The organism is Microbacterium sp. JC 701 (genome assembly GCF_021026215.1).
GTDB classification, from domain to species: Bacteria; Actinomycetota; Actinomycetes; order Actinomycetales; family Microbacteriaceae; genus Microbacterium; species Microbacterium algihabitans.
The window spans coordinates 672,040-690,569 of record NZ_JAJNCV010000002.1; the positions used below are offsets into that span (position 1 = coordinate 672,040).

General features: G+C 71.8%; 18 protein-coding genes. 10 read left to right on the plus strand and 8 right to left on the minus strand.

The annotated features are described in order from the left end of the window. Positions 1 to 3: 3 nt before the first annotated feature. Together LPW41_RS11090 and LPW41_RS11095 are read left to right on the plus strand one after the other, a co-directional pair. Positions 4 to 228: a DUF3107 domain-containing protein gene (locus LPW41_RS11090; RefSeq protein ID WP_144835131.1), complete on the plus strand. Its 225-nt coding sequence runs from the start codon at positions 4 to 6 to the stop codon at positions 226 to 228. A gap of 10 nt (positions 229 to 238) precedes the next feature. Then, positions 239 to 526 carry a hypothetical protein gene (locus LPW41_RS11095; RefSeq protein WP_230704836.1) on the plus strand — a complete coding sequence of 96 codons (288 nt, stop codon included), beginning with the start codon at positions 239 to 241 and terminating at the stop codon, positions 524 to 526. A 160-nt stretch (positions 527 to 686) separates the two neighbouring features. Here the strand turns inward: LPW41_RS11095 and LPW41_RS11100 are convergent, their stop codons facing one another. After that, positions 687 to 1,403, minus strand: a complete 717-nt coding sequence (locus tag LPW41_RS11100; RefSeq protein ID WP_144835134.1) for a ferritin-like fold-containing protein — start codon at positions 1,401 to 1,403, stop codon at positions 687 to 689. A 151-nt stretch (positions 1,404 to 1,554) separates the two neighbouring features. Between LPW41_RS11100 and LPW41_RS11105 the strand changes: the two genes are divergently transcribed. Beyond that, a complete protein-coding gene (locus LPW41_RS11105; RefSeq protein ID WP_230704837.1) occupies positions 1,555 to 3,012 on the plus strand; it encodes a DEAD/DEAH box helicase in 1,458 nt (485 codons plus the stop codon). Between the two features lie 110 nt (positions 3,013 to 3,122). Here the strand turns inward: LPW41_RS11105 and LPW41_RS11110 are convergent, their stop codons facing one another. Continuing rightward, a complete protein-coding gene (locus tag LPW41_RS11110; protein ID WP_230704838.1) occupies positions 3,123 to 3,983 on the minus strand; it encodes a PHP domain-containing protein in 861 nt (286 codons plus the stop codon). A 228-nt stretch (positions 3,984 to 4,211) separates the two neighbouring features. Between LPW41_RS11110 and LPW41_RS11115 the strand changes: the two genes are divergently transcribed. From LPW41_RS11115 to LPW41_RS11125, 3 genes are all read left to right on the plus strand, one after another. Further along, positions 4,212 to 5,243 (plus strand): endonuclease/exonuclease/phosphatase family protein, encoded by a 1,032-nt coding sequence (locus LPW41_RS11115; RefSeq protein ID WP_154096383.1) that lies wholly within the window; start codon positions 4,212 to 4,214, stop codon positions 5,241 to 5,243. A 107-nt stretch (positions 5,244 to 5,350) separates the two neighbouring features. Beyond that, positions 5,351 to 6,799 (plus strand): aminopeptidase P family protein, encoded by a 1,449-nt coding sequence (locus LPW41_RS11120; protein WP_230704839.1) that lies wholly within the window; start codon positions 5,351 to 5,353, stop codon positions 6,797 to 6,799. Further along, the gene (locus LPW41_RS11125; protein ID WP_230704840.1) at positions 6,796 to 8,859 is read left to right on the plus strand and encodes a gamma-glutamyltransferase; all 2,064 of its coding nucleotides are present in this window, start codon (positions 6,796 to 6,798) and stop codon (positions 8,857 to 8,859) included. Before LPW41_RS11120 ends, LPW41_RS11125 begins: the two co-directional genes overlap by 4 nt. 496 nt (positions 8,860 to 9,355) lie before the next feature. Here LPW41_RS11125 and LPW41_RS11130 read toward each other — a convergent pair whose 3' ends face one another. Both LPW41_RS11130 and LPW41_RS11135 read right to left on the minus strand, forming a co-directional pair. Then, positions 9,356 to 9,970 carry an alpha/beta family hydrolase gene (locus tag LPW41_RS11130; RefSeq protein ID WP_230704943.1) on the minus strand — a complete coding sequence of 205 codons (615 nt, stop codon included), beginning with the start codon at positions 9,968 to 9,970 and terminating at the stop codon, positions 9,356 to 9,358. Positions 9,971 to 10,038: 68 nt separating this feature from the next. Then, positions 10,039 to 10,857 (minus strand): general stress protein, encoded by an 819-nt coding sequence (locus LPW41_RS11135; protein WP_230704841.1) that lies wholly within the window; start codon positions 10,855 to 10,857, stop codon positions 10,039 to 10,041. Between the two features lie 71 nt (positions 10,858 to 10,928). Here LPW41_RS11135 and LPW41_RS11140 point away from each other — a divergent pair, with 71 nt between their 5' ends. The 3 genes from LPW41_RS11140 to LPW41_RS11150 are packed head-to-tail and all read left to right on the plus strand — an operon-like array spanning position 10,929 to position 13,989. Continuing rightward, positions 10,929 to 12,248 carry a magnesium transporter gene (locus LPW41_RS11140; RefSeq protein WP_230704842.1) on the plus strand — a complete coding sequence of 440 codons (1,320 nt, stop codon included), beginning with the start codon at positions 10,929 to 10,931 and terminating at the stop codon, positions 12,246 to 12,248. Further along, the gene (locus LPW41_RS11145; protein WP_230704843.1) at positions 12,248 to 12,844 is read left to right on the plus strand and encodes a DUF1003 domain-containing protein; all 597 of its coding nucleotides are present in this window, start codon (positions 12,248 to 12,250) and stop codon (positions 12,842 to 12,844) included. The genes LPW41_RS11140 and LPW41_RS11145 overlap by 1 nt, the downstream gene beginning before the upstream one ends. Further along, positions 12,841 to 13,989, plus strand: a complete 1,149-nt coding sequence (locus LPW41_RS11150; RefSeq protein WP_230704844.1) for an Mrp/NBP35 family ATP-binding protein — start codon at positions 12,841 to 12,843, stop codon at positions 13,987 to 13,989. Before LPW41_RS11145 ends, LPW41_RS11150 begins: the two co-directional genes overlap by 4 nt. A 579-nt stretch (positions 13,990 to 14,568) precedes the next feature. Here the strand turns inward: LPW41_RS11150 and LPW41_RS11155 are convergent. After that, the gene (locus tag LPW41_RS11155; RefSeq protein ID WP_144835148.1) at positions 14,569 to 14,940 is read right to left on the minus strand and encodes a Sec-independent protein translocase TatB; all 372 of its coding nucleotides are present in this window, start codon (positions 14,938 to 14,940) and stop codon (positions 14,569 to 14,571) included. A 72-nt stretch (positions 14,941 to 15,012) separates the two neighbouring features. On the opposite strand from LPW41_RS11155, the gene LPW41_RS11160 reads away from it, so the two are divergent. Further along, positions 15,013 to 15,651 carry an O-methyltransferase gene (locus LPW41_RS11160; protein WP_154096380.1) on the plus strand — a complete coding sequence of 213 codons (639 nt, stop codon included), beginning with the start codon at positions 15,013 to 15,015 and terminating at the stop codon, positions 15,649 to 15,651. A gap of 316 nt (positions 15,652 to 15,967) precedes the next feature. Here the strand turns inward: LPW41_RS11160 and LPW41_RS11165 are convergent, their stop codons facing one another. From LPW41_RS11165 to dapE, 3 genes are all read right to left on the minus strand, one after another. Next, positions 15,968 to 16,138 carry a DUF3117 domain-containing protein gene (locus tag LPW41_RS11165; RefSeq protein WP_144835152.1) on the minus strand — a complete coding sequence of 57 codons (171 nt, stop codon included), beginning with the start codon at positions 16,136 to 16,138 and terminating at the stop codon, positions 15,968 to 15,970. A 65-nt stretch (positions 16,139 to 16,203) separates the two neighbouring features. After that, positions 16,204 to 17,427 (minus strand): hypothetical protein, encoded by a 1,224-nt coding sequence (locus LPW41_RS11170; protein WP_230704845.1) that lies wholly within the window; start codon positions 17,425 to 17,427, stop codon positions 16,204 to 16,206. After that, positions 17,424 to 18,500: a succinyl-diaminopimelate desuccinylase gene (gene dapE / locus LPW41_RS11175; protein ID WP_230704846.1), complete on the minus strand. Its 1,077-nt coding sequence runs from the start codon at positions 18,498 to 18,500 to the stop codon at positions 17,424 to 17,426. The genes LPW41_RS11170 and dapE overlap by 4 nt, the downstream gene beginning before the upstream one ends. Positions 18,501 to 18,530: the final 30 nt, after the last annotated feature.

Here is an 18,530-nt window from a genome sequence, read left to right on the forward strand (position 1 = left end):
ATCGTGGAGATCCGCATCGGCATCACCAACACCGGCCGCGAGCTCAACTTCGAGACGAACGAGAGCTCCGACGCCGTCAAGTCGGCCGTGGCCGCCGCTCTCGACAACTCGGCCAGCCACGTCTCCTTCACTGACGTGAAGGGCAACTCCTACCTCGTTCCCACCGCCAACCTGGCCTTCGTCGAGCTCGGCACCGAAGAGTCGCGCCGCGTCGGCTTCGTCGCCTGATCCCACGACCGTGCAGATCCTGCTCGGTGTGATCCTCGGAGCGGTCGTCGGCCTCGCGGCGCACATCGCGTTGCCGCACCGCTCCTTGCGTGGAGTTGCGCTCGCGCCCCTCGCCGGGGCCGCCGCCGCGGCCGTCGTCTGGACGGCGCTCACCTGGGCGGGTCTGGGCGTCGACTCCCCGGTCCTGTGGATCGTCGCCGTGCTCGCGCCGGCGCTCACGAGCTTCGTGCTCGTCACCCTCGTCAGCCGCGCTCGCCTCGCCCGCGACGAGGCCGACCGCGTGCGCCTGGGCGCCTGACCTGACGCAAGCCCCCGCCGGCGGGGCCTGAGCGACCGGCTACGAGACCGGTGCCCGAACGGCGCCGAACCTGCTGCGAGGTTGGCGCCCTGCCGTCACGGGAAGTGTTCCCGAGCCGCTATACGGGTTCACACCCCCGCCCAACAGAGCCACCCAGCTCTCAGGCCGCGAGCCCCATGGCATCCATTCGCCGTGCGTGTGCACCCATCAGTTCGCTGAAGACGGGCTCGACCTTGGCTTCTTCGGCGCTGTCGAGGTGGCCGTGGCGCAGCGCGGCGCGGGCGACGAGCAGCGTGTCTCCGACGAGTCGACGGCCCCACAGCGCGAGCAGCCAGCGCCACTCCTCGTCGCTCTCGATCGTCTGGCCGAGGATGTCGACGATCGCCTGACGGTCGTCGTCGGCCTGCAGGATGCGCGCGACGCGACGGCCGGTGTCCCCATAGCTCGACGACAGTGCGAGGTAGAAGTCGTCGAGCATGCCCGCCGTGATGTGCACGGTGAGCATGGTCTCCTGCGGGCGGATGCCGTGCGTGTTGCGGCGGAACGCGTCGAGCGACTCGCGGAAGGGCAGCATCAGCTGCGTCGGGTCGGCCCCGCGCTCGCGGATCACAGCGACGAGCTCCTGATGCTTGATCAGCGCCGCGCCGGCCGCGCGCGACAGCGACTCCTTCTCGGCGAGCTCGGGCGTCAGAGCGATCAGCTCGCTCAGCGTCTCGAAGAAACCGAGCTGCAGATAGGCCGCCTGTCCGAGGAAGGTCTCGACCTCGGGAGCGAGCTCCGCGAAGTCGACCCGCATGGCCTCGCCGAGGTCTCCGCGCGAGCGCAACTGCAGCGTGCGGCCCACCGGGCGCTGACGACGACGGAACCACTCGAACACAGACCACAGCCTAGGCGTCGGGGGCCCGCGAGACACGCCGGGTAGAGTGGAGGAGTCCCGGCGATGGATCGGGACCCCGCGCCTGTGGACGAGTGACGGCGTGGATACGACTCCCCCAGGCGGTCTCTCGCCGCCGGAACAGGCACGCACTATGACGACTTTCGCCGATCTCGGCGTCGACCAGGACATCGTCGACGCCCTCGCGACCAAGGGCATCATCGATGCCTTCCCCATCCAGGAGCAGACGATCCCCCTCGGCCTTCCCGGCCAGGACATCATCGGCCAGGCCAAGACGGGTACCGGAAAGACCTTCGGCTTCGGCATCCCCGTCGTGCAGCGCCTCGGACCGAACCCCGAGCCCGGCGTGAAGGCCCTCATCGTGGTCCCCACCCGCGAGCTCGCGGTGCAGGTGTACGAAGACATGGACATGCTGACCTCGAACCGCCCCACCAGCGTCGTCGCCATCTACGGCGGCAAGGCGTACGAGGGCCAGATCGACCAGCTCAAGGCCGGCGCGCAGATCGTCGTCGGAACCCCCGGTCGCCTCATCGACCTCGCCAACCAGCGCCTGCTCGACCTGTCGCACGCGACCGAGGTCGTGCTCGACGAGGCCGACAAGATGCTCGACCTCGGCTTCCTCGCCGACATCGAGAAGATCTTCTCGAAGGTGCCGCCGGTGCGTCACACGCAGCTGTTCTCGGCGACGATGCCCGGACCGATCGTCGCGCTCGCCCGCCGCTTCATGTCGAACCCCATCCACATGCGCGCCAACGACCCCGACGAGGGCCTCACCCAGGCGAATATCAAGCACCTCGTCTACCGCGCGCACTCGCTCGACAAAGACGAGGTCATCGCCCGCATCCTCCAGTCGGAGGGTCGCGAGAAGGCCGTCATCTTCACGCGCACCAAGCGCGCCGCCCAGAAGCTCGTGGATGAGCTCGGCGACCGCGGCTTCAACGCCGCCGCCGTGCACGGCGACATGAGCCAGGAGGCGCGCGAGCGCTCGATGGCCGCGTTCAAGGCCGGCAAGAAGGACGTGCTGATCGCGACCGATGTCGCCGCCCGCGGTATCGACGTCAACGACGTCACCCACGTGATCAACCACACGATCCCCGACGACGAGAAGACGTACCTGCACCGCGCGGGTCGCACCGGCCGTGCCGGCAAGACCGGGATCGCGGTCACGTTCGTCGACTGGGACGACCTGCACAAGTGGGCGCTCATCAACCGCGCCCTCGAGTTCGGCCAGCCCGAGCCCACCGAGACCTACTCGTCGAGCCCGCACCTGTACACCGACCTCGACATCCCCGAGGGCACGAAGGGTCGCCTCGTGACCGCGCCGAAGGCCGTCGCGCCCAAGCAGGCCGAGAAGAAGAACGAGACTCCGGATGCCGAGGGCTCCCGCGGTCCGCGTCGTCGCCGCCGTGGCGACTCGGCGACGGGCGGCGCGACCTCGACCGACGCCGGTGCAGCCGACCGCTCCGAGGGCGGCGGCGGCACGCACGACGGTGCGGGCAAGGAGCACCACGACGGCAACACGGCTCCGCGTCGTCGCCGTCGCCGCCGCAGCGGCGGTTCGTCGGGCGCCCCGACGGCCCCCGTCTCCTGAGCGACCCACGCTGACACGGCGCCGATCCCCCTCGCGGGGGTCGGCGCCGTGTCAGCGTGGCGCCGGGGTCCCGGCATCCGGGATCTCGATCACGCCGGGATCGCCGCCGCCTAGGGGAAGACCGGCGCCGTGCCGCGGCCGAGGGCGAAGATGCGCGCGACCATGTCGTCGGCCGTGGTGTTCTCGCCCGGCATGTTGGGCTTGCCGAGACCGTGGTAGTCGCTCGACCCCGTCACGATGAGGTCGCGCTCGGCGGCGAGGTCGGCGAGCAGCGCCGTGGGCTCGGGGAGGTTCTCGCGGTGGTGCAGCTCGAAGCCGGCGAGGCCCGCATCGAGCATCGCCGTCAGCACGCTGTCGGGGAGCAGGGCGCGGCCGGCCGGGTGGGCGATGATCGGCACCCCGCCCGCGCCGACGACGAGCTCCACTGCCGTGACGGGATCGGGTGCGTACAACGCAACGTAGTAGTCGCCCGACGGGTGGAGGATGCTCGCGAACGCCTCGGTCCGATCCACCACGATGCCCCGAGCGACGAGCGCGTCGGCGATGTGCGGGCGGCCGACCGTGGCGCCGTCGGTGGTCTGGGCGACGATGTCGTCCCACGCGATGTCGTAGTCGTGCGAGATGCGCTCGGCCATGATCTGCGCGCGGTCCAGGCGCGACGAACGGATGCGATCGGTCATCGCCCGCAGGTCGGCGTCGTCGGGATCGACGAGGTACGCGAGCAGGTGCACGCTGCGCCAGCGGTGTCGGGCCGACAGTTCCATGCCCGGCACGAACGTCATGCCGAGAGAGGTCGCAGCCTCGGCCGCCTCGGCCCAGCCCGACGTCGTGTCGTGGTCGGTGAGCGCCGCGGTGTGAAGACCGTGCCGGTGCGCCGCGGCCATGACCTCGGCCGGGGGCTCGGTGCCGTCGGAGTGCGACGAGTGCAGGTGCAGGTCGGTCGGTCCTTCGAATCGACGATGCTGCGGCACCCGTCGAGCGTATCGCGCCGGCCCTCCGTGCGCGGGACAAGCGAGCGGCGCGGGACGGGCGAGCGGCGCGGTTTGGGGCAGGTTCTGCAGGTCGGGGCGGATATGTCGCGCCCCACCCTGCGGAATTCGCCCCAAACCCTCCGAAGCACACCGCACAGCGCCCCGCGCGCAGGTGCCACCCGGGCGGCATCCGCCGATCTCCCAGACGGCTCACCTATGGTCGGGGGCGTGCGTCGATTGCTCGGTCTCCTGGTCGCGCTCGCCTTCGCGGCGGGCGCCGCTGTGCTGACGTGGCCCTCCGCGTTCGGGCTCGAGCGCACCTTTCCGCTTGCGCAGATCATCTCTTTCCGCGCCCCGATCGCGGCCGCGCTGCTGGCTGCGACCCTGCTGATGCTGCTGTTCGCGCTCATCCGGCCGATCCGCGCCCTCGCGCTCGTGCTGGCGCTGATCTTCGGCATCTCGGGCGGCGTCAACGTCGCCCTGCTGAACCAGCGCGGTCTCGGCACCGAGGCCCTGCCGGCGAAGACCGACACGAGCCTGCGCGTCATGACCTGGAACACCGCGGGCTCGGCGACCTCGGCCGAGTCGATCGCGCAGTTCGCCGTCGGCATGCAGGCCGACGTGGTGACCCTGCCCGAGACGACCATCGACACCGGCGCCGAGGTCGCGAAGCTGATGCGCGACATGGGGCAGCCGATGTGGGCGCACCACGCCGAGTACGGCGAGTACGGCATCACCGGGTGGGATGCCACCTCGACCACGGTGCTCATCAAGCCCGAGCTGGGCGACTATTCGGTGATCCAGTCGTCGCTCGACGGCTCGAGCAACACCTCGACCGTGCCGAGTGCGGTCGCCATGCCCGTCTCGGGCAACGGACCGATCATCGTCGCCGCCCACGCCGTCGCTCCCCGCGAGGAGTACATGACGCAGTGGCGCAGCGACCTGCAGTGGCTGGCGGATCAGTGCGCGAGCGACAACGTCATCCTCGCCGGTGACTTCAACGCCACGCTCGACCACATGACCGGAATGGGCGTCGACGGCGGCACCCTCGGTCGCTGCCACGACACGGCATCCGACAGCGGAAACGGCGGCGTCGGCACCTGGCCCACGAACGCCCCGGCCCTGCTGGGCGCGCCCATCGACCACGTGATGGCCACCCCCGATTGGACCGTGTCGGGCTCCGTCGTCATGCGGACTCTCGACGGCTCGGGCAGCGATCACCGGCCGATCGTCGTGCAGCTCGAGCGCACCGGCGGCTGAAGCGACCCGCCCTCGCACGAGGCTCCGGATGCCACCCGCCCGGCGCCGCGTTCTCACCACGGCCGCGCATCCGTGCACAACGCGCGCGGCGGTGCGAGACTGGAACGATGGACGCCCCCTCCTCCACCGACACCGCCACGCAGACCGCCGACGCCACGACCGCCGAGCCCCAGGCCGAAGAGCAGAAGCTCGACGCCCCCAGCAATCGCAAGGCGCCGTTCCCCCGCGGCTTCCTCGACACGATCTCGACCGGCTGGGCCGAGCACCCCGCCGCCCTCTCGGAGCCGCGCGAGCAGGCGTCGTGGACGGCGCGCCGACGCGCGAAGGTCTCGGCGGCTTTCCCCGGCCAGCGTCTCGTGATCCCCGCGGGCGGCCTGAAGCAGCGCAGCAACGACTGCGACTACCCCTTCCGCGCCCACTCGGCCTTCTCGCACCTCACCGGCTGGGGCAGTGACGCCGAGCCCGACGCCCTGCTCGTCTTCGAGCCGCGCGACGAGGGACACGAGGCCGTGCTGTACTTCCGCGAGCGTGCCGACCGCACGACGTCGGAGTTCTACTCGGATGCCTCGATCGGCGAGTTCTGGATCGGTCCGCGCCCCGCGCTCGACGGCGTGGCCGCCGACCTGGGCCTGGCCACCGCACACCTGTCGGACTTCACCGCCGGCGACGACGACCGCACCGTCGGCGAAGACGACCAGCTGACGCGCTTCGTCTCGGAGCTGCGCCTGGTGAAGGACGAGTACGAGCTGGCTCAGATGGCCCTCGCCGTCGAGGTCACCGGCCGTGGATTCGACGACGTGATCGCCGAGCTCCCCCGCATCATCGAGCACCCGCGCGGTGAGCGCATCGTCGAGGGCGTGTTCCACCAGCGCGCGCGCAGCGACGGCAACAGCGTCGGCTACGACACCATCGCCGCCTCGGGCCCGCACGCCTGCTACCTGCACTGGACGCGCAACGACGGACCCGTCAAGCCGGGCGATCTGATCCTGCTCGACGCGGGCGTCGAGGTCGACAGCCTCTACACCGCCGACATCACCCGCACGCTGCCGGTGTCGGGCACCTTCACCGACATCCAGCGCCGCATCTACGAGACCGTGCGCGAGGCGGCCGACGCCTCGTTCGCCGCGGCAAAGGTGGGCGTGCCGTTCCGCCGCCTGCACGAGGCCGCGATGGAGGTCATCGCCGCGCGCGTCGCCGAGTGGGGTCTGCTGCCCGTCACCGCCGAAGAGGCGCTCGACGCCGACAACGGCGGCCAGCACCGCCGCTACATGGTGCACGGCACGAGCCACCACCTCGGCATCGACGTGCACGACTGCGCACAGGCGCGGCGAGACATGTACTACGACGGACTGCTCGAGCCCGGCATGGTCTTCACGATCGAGCCCGGCCTGTACTTCCAGATCGACGACCTCACGGTTCCCGAGGAGTACCGCGGCATCGGTGCGCGCATCGAGGACGACATCGTGATGACCGCCGACGGACCCGTCAACCTCTCGGCCGGCATTCCGCGCACGGCCGACGAGGTCGAGGAGTGGATCGCCCGGCTCAAGCGATGACGTTCGCGCCGGCGGCATCGTTCACCACCCGGCCGACCCTGCGGGGCACGTTCGGCATGTCGGCCTCGACGCACTGGACGGCGACCGCCACGGCGCAGTCCGTGCTCGAGCGCGGCGGCAACGCGTTCGATGCGGCGGTCGCCGCGGCGTTCGTGCTGCACGTCATCGAGCCGCACCTGAACGGCCCCGGGGGCGACCTCGTCGCCCTCATCCGGCCCGCGGGCGCGGCGGAACCCGTCGTGCTCATGGGCCAGGGCCCGGCGCCGGCGCGCGCGACGATCGAGCACTTCCGCGGCCGTGGCCTCGACCTCGTGCCCGGAGCGGGAGGTCTCGCCGCCGCCGTGCCGGGAGCCGTCGACGCGTGGCTCCTGCTGCTCCGCGATCACGGCACCTGGGAGCTCGCCGACGTGCTCGCCTACGCGACCGGATACGCCCGCGACGGGCACCCGCTCGTGGCGGGGGCGGCGGCGACGATCGCCCGGGTCGCCGAGCTGTTCCGCGACCACTGGCCGACCTCGGCAGAGCGATGGATGCCGGAAGGCATGCCTCCCGCCACGGACTCGCTGGTGCGCAACCCGGCGTACGCCGACGTGCTCGACGGACTCGTCGCGGCGGGGGCGCGGGGCGAGTGGGCGCGGGCGGATCACGCGCAGGCGGATGATTCGCCGGCGGGCCGGGCACGGGGCGGCGACGCGCAGGCGGACTGGGCGCGGGGCGGCGACGCGCAGGCGGACCGAGCGCAATGGGACCGGGAGCAGGCGGAGCGGGCGCGGGGCGACGACCGAGCGCAGACGGATCACGCGCCGACGGACCGGGTGCTGGGCAGCGACGCGCAGGCGGACCGGGGGCAGGCGGACCGGGCGCTGGCGGATCGCGCGCAGACGGAACCCGCGCAGCGCGAGCGCGCGCTACGCGACGACCGTGCCGCGCGGATCGACGCGGCCCGTGAGCACTGGATGACGACGGTGCTGCCGGAGGCCGCGGCCTTCACCGCGCAGCCGCACCGGCACGCCGACGGCGCCGATCATCCCGGCATCCTGAATGCCGACGATCTGGCTACCTGGCGGGCGTCGTTCGAGCCCGCCGTGTCGACGAGTTTCCGCGGATGGGACGTCTTCAAGGCCGGAACCTGGACCCAGGGACCCGCTCTGCTGCACACTCTTCGGCTGATCGAGGACGCCGACGACCTCGACCCGTCGTCGGTCGAGGGCGCGCACCTGCTGCTCGAGGCGCAGAAGCTCGCCTACGCCGATCGCGACGCGTGGTTCGGCGACGCGGGCGGAGCCGTCGACATCGACGCGCTGCTCGCCGACGACTACATCGCCGCCCGGCGGACCTTGATCGGGCGCGAGGCTTCGGCCGGGTGGCATCCGGGATCCCCCGAAGGCCGCGACCCGGTGCTCCCGCCGCTGCGCACCGACCACGCCAGCACCGACGGCTCGACCGGAGAGCCCACGGTCGACCGATCAGGGCAGACCCGCGGCGACACGTGCCACCTCGACGTGATCGACCGCTGGGGCAACGTCGTGTCGGCGACCCCGTCGGGCGGCTGGCTGCAGTCGTCGCCGACCGTGCCGTCACTGGGCTTCTGCCTGGGAACGCGCCTGCAGGCCACGTGGCTCGTGCCGGGGCACCCGGCATCGCTCACTCCCGGCAGCCGCCCGCGCACCACGCTGACCCCGACGCTGGTGTCGCGCGGCGACGAGGTGATCGCGATCGGCTCCCCCGGCGGCGACCAGCAGGACCAGTGGCAGCTGACGGTGCTGCTGCGCATGCTCGTCGGCGAATACAGCGCGCAGCAGGCTATCGACGCGCCGAACCTCAACATCACCGCGCTCATCGACTCGTTCTGGCCGCGCACGTGGGTGCCCGCCGGGGTGGCCGTCGAGGACCGGCTGGGCGAGCAGGTCATCGAGGCTCTCGAGGAGCGCGGGCATCGCGTGCGCCGGGCGGGCGACTGGGCCCTCGGCCGTGTCACCGCCGTAGGACGCGGAGCCGACGGCGCGCTGTGGGCCGCGGCGAACCCCCGCGGGGCGCAGGGCTACGCGGCCGGCCGCTGACGCGGCGGGGCGCGGACGCGGCGGGGGGACTCTGCGGCGGAGGGGCGCGACGCGACGCGGCGCCGGACGGGGGCGACGCGGCGCGGCGCCGGACGGCGTCAGTGGCAGAGCCGGGCGGACGGGGCGACGCGGCCCACAGGGGCGACGCTCCCCGGACACAACTCCGGAGATTCCGGCGCACCAGCGGCGTCCGCGCCTTCTCCGCCACGGAATTGCAGGAGTTGTGCACCGCGCCGGCGCCGAATCTCCTGCGTTGCGTTCACGCCGGCGAGACTTCCGCGGGGCGCTCGGCTACGCGGCGGGGCACTGACGCCTGCAGCTGCGATCCTCCCCGGCACCCGGCAGGGACGCCGCGACCCGGACACAACTCCGGAGATTTCGACGCACCCGCGGCCTCCGCGGCCTCCCCGGCGCGGAACTGCAGGAGTCGTGCACCGCACCGACGCCGAAACTCCTGCGTTACGCCCGCCGCGGCGGCTCCCCGACGCCCACAGCGTCAGAGCGAGCGCGCGAACTCCGCGACCACCGGAGCGAGCGCCGCGCCGATCTCGTCGGCGGGCCGCCGCGCACCCTTCACCTCGAACGAGTGGTTGCCGCCGGCGATCCAGTGCACCGTCGCGTTCTGGCACGAGGTCACGACCTCATCGAACTGCGCGCGCGGATCGATGAACGGGTCGTTCTCGCCCTCGACGAACAGCTGCGGAACGGCGATGGCGGGCAGATGCTCGCGGCGCGGCTTGTCGGGCCGCCCGGGCGGGTGAAGCGGGTACCCGAGGTAGGCGAGACCGGCGGGGGCGATCACGCCCTCCGCCGCGGCGACGGACGCCATGCGCCCGCCGTACGACTTGCCCACGGCCGCGTACGGCCCCGGGGCGGTCGAGGCGAGCCAGGCCTCGACGCCGGCCCACGTCGCCACGGCGTGCGGCGCGGGGCCGGGCATGCGTCTCCCCGCCTCGACGTAGGGGAAGACGAAGCGCAGCACCGAGACTCCCGAGGCGGCCAGCGCATCGGCGAGCCCCGCGAGGAACGGGTGGTTCATGCCCGCACCGGCACCGTGGGCGAGGGCGACCACGGCATCGGTTCCGGATGCCACTGACCACAGGCCCGACACCTCCGTCGCCCCGGCGGGCAGGGCGACGGGGATGCGGACAGGCTCTGTGACCGGAGCGGCCTCGGAACTCACCGCTCGGTCGGGTGGGAGCCGTCGGGTGCGGCCTCACGGAGCTGCTCGCCGTGCGACTCATCGGCCCGCGGCTCTTCGGCCCGCGGCTCATCCGCACGCGGCTCATCAGCCCGCGGCTCGCTCGGGCGCGACTGCGTCACCGGGGGCTTGGGCGAGATCCGCTCGCCGTAGCGCGGGGGCTCGTCGTCGCGCGCGGGCGTCGACGAGGGCACGGGTGTCGACGAGGGCACGGGCGGACGCGGAGGAGCCGACGGGGCATGCGAGCCGGGGGTCACGCGCTCGCCGTACTGGGGCGGAGCGGCATCCGTCGACGTCGGACGCGAGACCACGGTGCGCTGACCCGCGCCGGTCGGCCCGACGATCCCGCGGGCCTTCTGCGCGCTGCTGGACGCGACGCACACGTCGTAGTGGTCGGCGGCGACCTGCATGACCGAAGCGAAGTCGCGGCGGCGGCGCACGATCGAGTACGTACCGAGGCTCAGCAGCATGCCGAGCGCCATGCCGACGAGCAGCACGCCGATGAAGGCCGAGATCTGCACCGTGGGCGTGCCCAGCACGAAGATGAAGGCGAAGAGCAGACCGAGCATGAGGCCGTTGAGCGCACCCGAGCGGGCGGCGGTGGCGTAGCCGAGCTTGCCGGTGATGCGTTCGATCGAGCGCAGGCCCGATCCGACGATCACGATGTCGCGCGCGGGCACCTCGCCGGCGATCAGCGACGAGACCGCCTTCTGCGCCTGCTCGTAGGTGGGGAACGAGGCGATCTTGTCGCCGACCTCGTCGCGTCCGGCACCCGGACGCTGCGCGAACATACTCATTTCACCATCCTGTCACGCGCGCCTGACCGTTCCCGAGGTGTTGCGGACGAGGCGCGGACTACGCTGTACCGGTGAGCACGCAGAGGGTTTTCGTCGCCCGCTTGGCGGGCTGCACGGTGTTCGACCCAGCGGGAGACCGTCTGGGCAAGGTGCGCGACGTCGTGGTGATCTACCGCGCGTCGGCGGCGCCGCGCGTCGTGGGCCTCGTCGTCGAGATCCCCGGCCGTCGACATGTGTTCGTGTCCATCGGACGCGTCACCTCGATCCAGTCGGGCCAAGTCATCACGACGGGCCTCATCAACGTGCGCCGCTTCCAGCAGCGCGGCGGTGAGGTGCGGGTGATGGCCGAGATGCTCGGTCGCCGCGTGCGCCTCGTCGACGGCTCGGGCACCGCGGTCATCGAAGACGTCGCGATCGAGCGCAACCGCCTCGGCGAGTGGGACGTGGGGCAGCTGTTCCTGCGCCGCCCCCGCACGAGCGCGTCGCCCTTCGCCAAGGGCGCGACGACCTTCGCCGCGTGGACCGAGGTGCGCGAGAACCAGGCCCCCGGTGAGGCCCAGTCGGCCGAGCAGCTGGTGGCGACCTACTCCGAGCTCAAGCCGGCCGACCTCGCGAACACCCTGCTCGATCTACCCGAAGAGCGCCTCATCGAGGTCGCCGAAGAGCTCAGCGACGACCGCCTCGCCGACGCCCTCGAAGAGATGCCCGAAGACGAGCAGGTGCACATCCTCGAGCAGCTCGGCGACGAGCGCGCCGCCGACATCCTCGACGCCATGGAGCCCGACGACGCGGCCGACCTTCTCGGTCAGCTGCCCGAGTCGCGTTCCGAGCAACTGCTCGAGCTCATGGAGCCCGAAGAGGCCGACGACGTGCGCGCCCTGCTGCAGTACGGCCCCGACACCGCCGGTGGCCTCATGACGCCGGAGCCCATCGTGCTGTCGGCCGATGCCACGGTGGCCGAGGCCCTCGCGCTGATCCGCCGGCACGAGCTGCACCCCGCGCTCGCGGCATCCGTGTTCATCACCCTCCCGCCGTACGAGACGCCCACCGGGCGCCTGCTGGGCACCGTGCACTTCCAGCGGATGCTGCGCTATCCCCCGCACGAGCGTCTCGGCGCGATCATCGACGACACCCTCGAGCCCGTGCCCGCCGACGCCACCGCGGCCGAGGTCGCGCGCCTGCTCGCGAGCTACAACCTCGTGTCGCTGCCGGTCGTCGATCAGGCGCACCGCCTCGTCGGCTGCGTGAGCGTCGACGACGTGCTCGACTACCTGCTGCCCGACGACTGGCGCACGCACGACAGCGATGATCCGAAACCCAAGGCGACGATCAGACCCACGCACACGTCGAGCATTCCGACCCAGATCCCCCAGACCCCGAGGAGGCGCTGATGGCACGCAACAACCGCACCCCCGCCCTCGATGCGCCCCGCGGCCGCACCGGCGTGCTCGCCCCGCGGGCGCCGCAGCCCTCTCGTGACCGCTTCGGCCGCTTCACCGAGTGGGTGGCCCGCGCGATGGGCACGCCCACCTTCCTGCTGTCGCTGACGCTGTTCTGCGTGGTGTGGATGGGGTGGAACTCGCTGGCCCCCGACGAGTTGCGCTTCGACTCCGCCGCGATCGGCTTCACCGCCCTGACCCTCGTGCTCTCTCTGCAGGCGTCGTATGCCGCTCCCCTGATCCTGCTCGCGCAGAACCGTCAGGACGACCGCGACCGCGTGCAGATCGAGCAGGACCGTCAGCGCGCCGAGCGCAACCTCGCCGACACCGAGTACCTGGCCCGCGAGATCGTGGCGCTGCGCATGGCCGTGCGCGATCTGACCGACGAGGTCATCACGAAGGACTCGCTGCGCGCCGAACTCCGGGCCGCGCTCGAGCGTCTCGACGCCGACGACGACGCCCCGCGGGCGGAGTCCGGACGCGCGGAAGCCGGGCGCGGAGACCTCCGCCGGGGCACGCACTCCGAGCCCGCGCGGCCCGGCTCGTGAGCATCGACCTCACCGAGCGGGTGCGTTCCGCCGTCGCGGCGGTCACCGATCCGGAGCTGCGGCGTCCGCTCGGCGAGCTCGACATGTTGCGCGAGATCACCGTCTCGGGCACCACGGCCGAGGTGGGCATCGCCCTGACGATCGTCGGATGCCCGGCCGCCGACCGCATCGAAAGAGACGTGGCGGATGCCGCGGCGTCGGTCGACGGCATCGACGCGGTCGACGTACGGGTCGGTGTGATGTCACCCGACGAGCGCAAGGCGCTGACCGAGAAGCTCCGCGGCGGACGGGCGAAGCGCGAGATGCCCTTCGGCCCCGACTCGCTCACCCGCGTGATCGCCGTGACCAGCGGCAAGGGCGGGGTCGGCAAGTCGACCGTCACCGCGAACCTCGCCGTCGCCCTCGCCGCCCGCGGGCTGCGCGTGGGTCTGATCGACGCCGACGTGCACGGGTTCTCGATCCCGGGTCTGCTCGGCCTCGTCGACGCCGACGGGCTGCCGCCCGCGCCGACCAAGCTAGACGACCTGATCCTCCCGCCGGTCGCCTACGGCGTGAAGGTCATCTCGATCGGGATGTTCCTGCGCCGACCCGGTGAAGAAGCGGCCGGAGCGGTCGCGTGGCGCGGACCCATGCTGCACCGCACCGTGCAGCAGTTCCTCACCGACGTGTTCTTCGGCGACCTCGACGTGCTGCTGCTCGACATGCCGCCCGGCACCGGGGACGTCGCGATCTCGGTGGGCCAGCTGCTCCCCCACGCCGATGTGCTCGTCGTCACCACGCCCCAGGCCGCGGCGGCCGAGGTCGCCGTGCGCTCGGGACTCGTCGCCCGTCAGACCGGGCAGCGCCCCATCGGCGTCATCGAGAACATGGCCGCGCTGACCCTCCCGGACGGGACCGTCCTCGACCTGTTCGGCTCCGGCGGCGGAGCAGAGGTGGCCCGCGCGCTCTCGAGCGAAGGCGTCGAGGTGCCGCTGCTGGCATCCGTGCCCCTCAGCACCGCGCTGCGCACCGGTGGCGACGACGGCCGCCCGGTCGTGCTCGCCGATCCCGACGACCCGGCCGCCCGCGCGATCGACGCCGCCGCGGCCGCGCTGGCCGTGCGTCCCCGCGGTCTTTCGGGCAAGCCGCTTCGTCTGAACGTCTGACGCGCCGCCCGAAAGGCTGGGTCGTCAGGTGGCTGAGCCTGTCGAAGTCACCGGAGCTCCGCGCAGCCCCGGCATAAGGTGGCTGAGCCTGTCGAAGCCACCGCAACCCGCGCAGGCCCGGCACAAGGCGGCTGAGCTTGTCGAAGCCGTCGACGCCCCGCGCACGCCCGGTCCCTTCGACAAGCTCAGGGACCTCCGCAACCCAGGTGACTGAGCCTGTCGAAGCCACCGCAACCCGCGCGCAGGCCCGGCATAAGGTGGCTGAGCCTGTCGAAGCCACCGCAACCCGCGCGCAGACCCGGCACAAGGTGGCTGAGCTTGTCGAAGCCACCGCAACCCGCGCAGACCCGGCACAAGGTGGCTGAGCCTGTCGAAGCCACCGACGCCCCGCGCACGCCCGGTCCCTTCGACAAGCTCAGGGACCTCCGCAACCCAGGTGGCTGAGCCTGTCGAAGCCACCGCAACCCGCGCGCAGGCCCGGTCCCTTCGACAGGCTCAGGGACCTCCTCCACCGGAGCCCCCCGCAGGCCCGGTCCCTTCGACAAGCTCAGGGACCTCCGCCACCGCAACCCCCCCGCGTCAGGTGGCTTCGTCGTCGAACGGGGGGCGCTCGCCGGCCACGAACGGCGTCGTGTCGGGCTTCTCGCGGGCCGCGAGGGCGGCGGCACCGGCCGCGCGCATGGTCGCGGTGGGGGTGTCGTCGAGCAGCGCCTCGCGGATGATGCGGCGCGGGTCGTACTGGCGCGGGTCGAGCTTCTTCCAGTCGACGTCGTCGAACTCGGGGCCCATCTCGTCGCGCATGCGCGTGCGGGCACCCTGCAGGGTCTCTTTCGCGCGCTTGGTGAACTTCGCGAGCGCCTCGGCGTACCGCGGAAGTCGCTCGGGGCCGACGAGCAGGGCGGCGATCACGCCGATCAGCATCAGCTTCTCGATCGTGAGGCCGAAGAACATGCGTCCAGATTACCGGCCGCGCCTGGAGGTCGAGGCACCCCCGGCCGTCTAGCCTGAGAGAAGGAGGTCCACGTGAGCGGTCATGAGGCGAACGAGCGGTTCGTGCAAGAGTCGACGGTCGAGCCCGAGCACATCGCTCGCGCCCGGGCCCACGCACTCGAGCTCGGCGCTGCGCCCATCAGCCCCGCGATCGGCGCGCAGACGGCCGTGCTGTCGGCGGCATCGCGTGCCCTCAACATCGTCGAGGTCGGCACCGGCGGCGGTGTCTCGGGCCTGTGGCTCATGCACGGCTCGCCGCGCGCCACGATCACGACGATCGACAGCGAGCCCGAGCACCTCGGCGCCGCCCGTCAGGCTTTCGCCGATGCGCGCATCGCCCCTGCTCGCGCACGATTCATCACCGGCCGGGCATCCGATGTCCTCCCTCGCATGAACGAGGCGTCGTACGACATCGTCTTCATCGACGCCGACCCCGAGGGCGTCATCGAGTACGTCGAGCACGGCCTGCGTCTCGTGCGCGCCGGCGGAACCGTGCTCATCCCGCGCGTCCTGTCGCACGGCGCGGTCGCCGACCCGGTGCGTCGCGACGCGATCACCACGGCCTACCGCTCGCTCATCCAAGAGGTGCAGTCCTCCCCCGCGGTCATCGGCGCCCTGTCGACCACCGGCGAAGGCCTCTTGCAGCTCACCACGCGCCCCAGCGAGGTGTGATGGTTCCGGATGCCATGGCATCCGGATTTTGCGTCTTCCGACCCCCGGCCCGGCCGAGGCGTCCCGTCGGGTACCGGGCCCTTCGACAGGCTCAGGGACCTGGGTTGCGTCGGGTACCGGGCCCTTCGACAGGCTCAGGGACCTGGGTTGCGCCGGGCCCTTCGACAAGCTCAGGGACCTGGGTTGCGCCGGGCCCTTCGACAAGCTCAGGGACCTGGGTTGCGCCGGGCCCTTCGACAAGCTCAGGGATCTGGGTTGCGCCGGGAACGACGAAGGCCGGCCCCCGAGGGGACCGGCCTTGGCGAACGGATGATCGTCAGGCGGAGACGACACCACCGAGCACGTCGTAGAGCTCTTTCGCTTCGGCGTCATTCACCGAGACGACGAGTCGCCCACCGCCCTCGAGCGGCACGCGCACGATGATCAACCGGCCCTCCTTCACGGCCTCCATCGGTCCGTCGCCGGTACGCGGCTTCATGGCTGCCATCGCGGCCCCCTTTTCCTCGTTGGTCTTGCACTCAGTTTATCGGGTAACGCACAGGGCGATGCGCGTCAGGGGATCTGCCAGTACGTGTTGCCCAAGGCGTACATGTTGTAGATCCACCACCACTGCCCCAGCAGCGCCGCCGCGAGCACGCCGACGCGCCACGCGCGGGAGCGCGGAACGGCGAGGGCTCCGACCAGCGGTGACACCGGCAGTAGCAGGCGGAAGATGCTCGACTGCGGGAAGAACACCAGCAGGAGGTAGACGAGGTAGCTCGCCGACCACAGCCGCACCTCGATGCCGAGGGCCTTCACCTGCGGCAGCGTGACGAGCGCGAGGACGACCGCGGTCACCAGCAGCGCGAGGAAGACGTAGCCCGCCACGGGGCCGAGTCCCCACTGCGTGAACCAGAAGCCGGCCGCCTGCACCCACCCCTCGACGGGGACGAAGGTGCCGCTGTCGCCGGGGATCCAGTTGCGGCGCCACGCCAGCTCAGTCGAGAGGTACGCCCCCGGCTGTCCGGTAACGACCGCCGCGATCGTCTGCCACGCGAAACCGACGACCGTCGCGACGGCGCCCAGAGCCACGATGTGCGCGATCTCGCGCGTCGGCAGGACATCAGTACGGCGGCGGAGGAAGCGGTGGATGCCGTAGAGCCCGAGGAACAGCGCGAACGCGAGGATCCCGGGGCGGGTGAATCCCATCGCGGGAACGAGAAGGTACAGCCAGCCCCAGCGGCGCCGCTGGACGCACCACAGAGCCGCGAAGAGAAGGAAGAGGAACAGCGCCTCGGCGTAGCCCACCTGGAACATCGCCGCCAGCGGCCCGCAGGCGAAGAACACCACGGCCCACATCGCCGCCGCCCCGCCGATGCGATCGCGCAGCAACGCGTGCAGCACGACGCACGCGCCGTAGCCCGAGGCGAGCGAGATGGCGACGGCGCCCGCGCCCCACGACCCGAGCAGGGTTCCGAGGCCCGCCGCGAGGTAGGCGTACAGCGGCATGAACGCCCAGGCGTTCTCGGCGACGTGGCCGGTCGTGGTGATGGGCAGGTCGGACGGATATCCCGACACCGCAGCCAGCCAATACCACTGCGCGTCCCAGCCGAGCGAGAGCTCACCGAGAGAAGGCGCGATGCCGTACCGCGAGCCCGGACCCGACAGCGCCGAGGCGAGCACGAAGAAGCCGGTGGTCACCAGGCGCGCCGCGACGTAGACGATCGCGATGCGCGCCGCCACGGGCAGTCGCTCCCATCGACGGACGGGAGCGGATGCCGTGGCCTCGGCGGTCACGACCCGCTCAGCCAGGCGCGGAGGCCGCTCTCGACGGCGTCGATCTGGGCGAGCGGAACGCGCTCCTCGTCGTGGTGGGCGAGGTGCGGGTCGCCGGGGCCGTAATTGACGGCCGGGATGCCGAGGGCCGAGAACCGGGCCACGTCGGTCCAGCCGTATTTCGGTTTGGGCGTGGCGCCCACGGCATCCACGAACTCCTTCGCCAGAGCCGCGTCGAGCCCCGGACGCGCGCCCTCGGCCACATCGACGATCTCGACCTCGAAGCCGGTGAACACATCGCGCACGACCCGTTCGGCGCCCGCGGCGTCGCGGCTGGGCGCGAAGCGGTAGTTGACCTCGACCTCGCACGCGTCGGGGATGACGTTGCCCGCGACCCCGCCCGAGATGCGCACGGCATTGAGTCCCTCGCGGTAGACCAGGCCTTCGACCTCGATCTCGCGCGCGCGGTACTCGGCCAGGCGGGCGAGGATGGGCGCTGCCTTGTGGATCGCGTTCTCGCCGATCCACGAACGGGCGCTGTGCGCGCGCACGCCGTCGGTGCGCACGAGCGCGCGCAGGGTGCCGTTGCAGCCGCCCTCGACCTCGCCGTTGCTCGGCTCGCCGAGGATCGCGAAGTCTCCGACGAACAGGTCGGGACGGTTGCGCGAGAGGCGACCGAGGCCGTTGAGCGAGGAGTCGACCTCTTCGTGGTCGTACCACATCCACGTGATGTCGACCGGGGGTGCCGAGAGCTCGGCCGCGAGCTTGAGCTGCACGGCCACACCGGCCTTCATGTCGACGGTGCCGCGACCCCAGAGGAACGCCTCGCCGTCGATCTCGCGGTCTTGCACGGGCAGGTTGGCGTTGATCGGAACGGTGTCGATGTGCCCGGCGATCACGACGCGGCGCTCGCGCCCGAGGTTCGTGCGGGCGACGATCGTGTCGCCGTCGCGGAGGACCTCGAGGTGGGGATACGCCGACACCGCGGCCTCGATCGCGTCGGCCAGGGTCGTCTCGTCGCCCGACTCGCTGTGGACGTCGCAGATGGCCCGCGTGAGGGCGACGGAGGAGGAGGTCAGATCGAGCGCGGCCATGCCCCGATCCTTTCACACGCGATGCCGCCG

Coding starts and splice junctions, on each gene's coding strand:
- LPW41_RS11105 (WP_230704837.1), top strand. CDS start 1,555: ATGACGACTTTCGCCGATCTCGGCGTCGACCAGGACATCGTCGACGCC.
- dapE (WP_230704846.1), bottom strand. CDS start 18,500: ATGGCCGCGCTCGATCTGACCTCCTCCTCCGTCGCCCTCACGCGGGCC.
- LPW41_RS11155 (WP_144835148.1), bottom strand. CDS start 14,940: ATGTTCTTCGGCCTCACGATCGAGAAGCTGATGCTGATCGGCGTGATC.
- LPW41_RS11145 (WP_230704843.1), top strand. CDS start 12,248: ATGGCACGCAACAACCGCACCCCCGCCCTCGATGCGCCCCGCGGCCGC.
- LPW41_RS11165 (WP_144835152.1), bottom strand. CDS start 16,138: ATGGCAGCCATGAAGCCGCGTACCGGCGACGGACCGATGGAGGCCGTG.
- LPW41_RS11125 (WP_230704840.1), top strand. CDS start 6,796: ATGACGTTCGCGCCGGCGGCATCGTTCACCACCCGGCCGACCCTGCGG.
- LPW41_RS11135 (WP_230704841.1), bottom strand. CDS start 10,857: ATGAGTATGTTCGCGCAGCGTCCGGGTGCCGGACGCGACGAGGTCGGC.
- LPW41_RS11120 (WP_230704839.1), top strand. CDS start 5,351: ATGGACGCCCCCTCCTCCACCGACACCGCCACGCAGACCGCCGACGCC.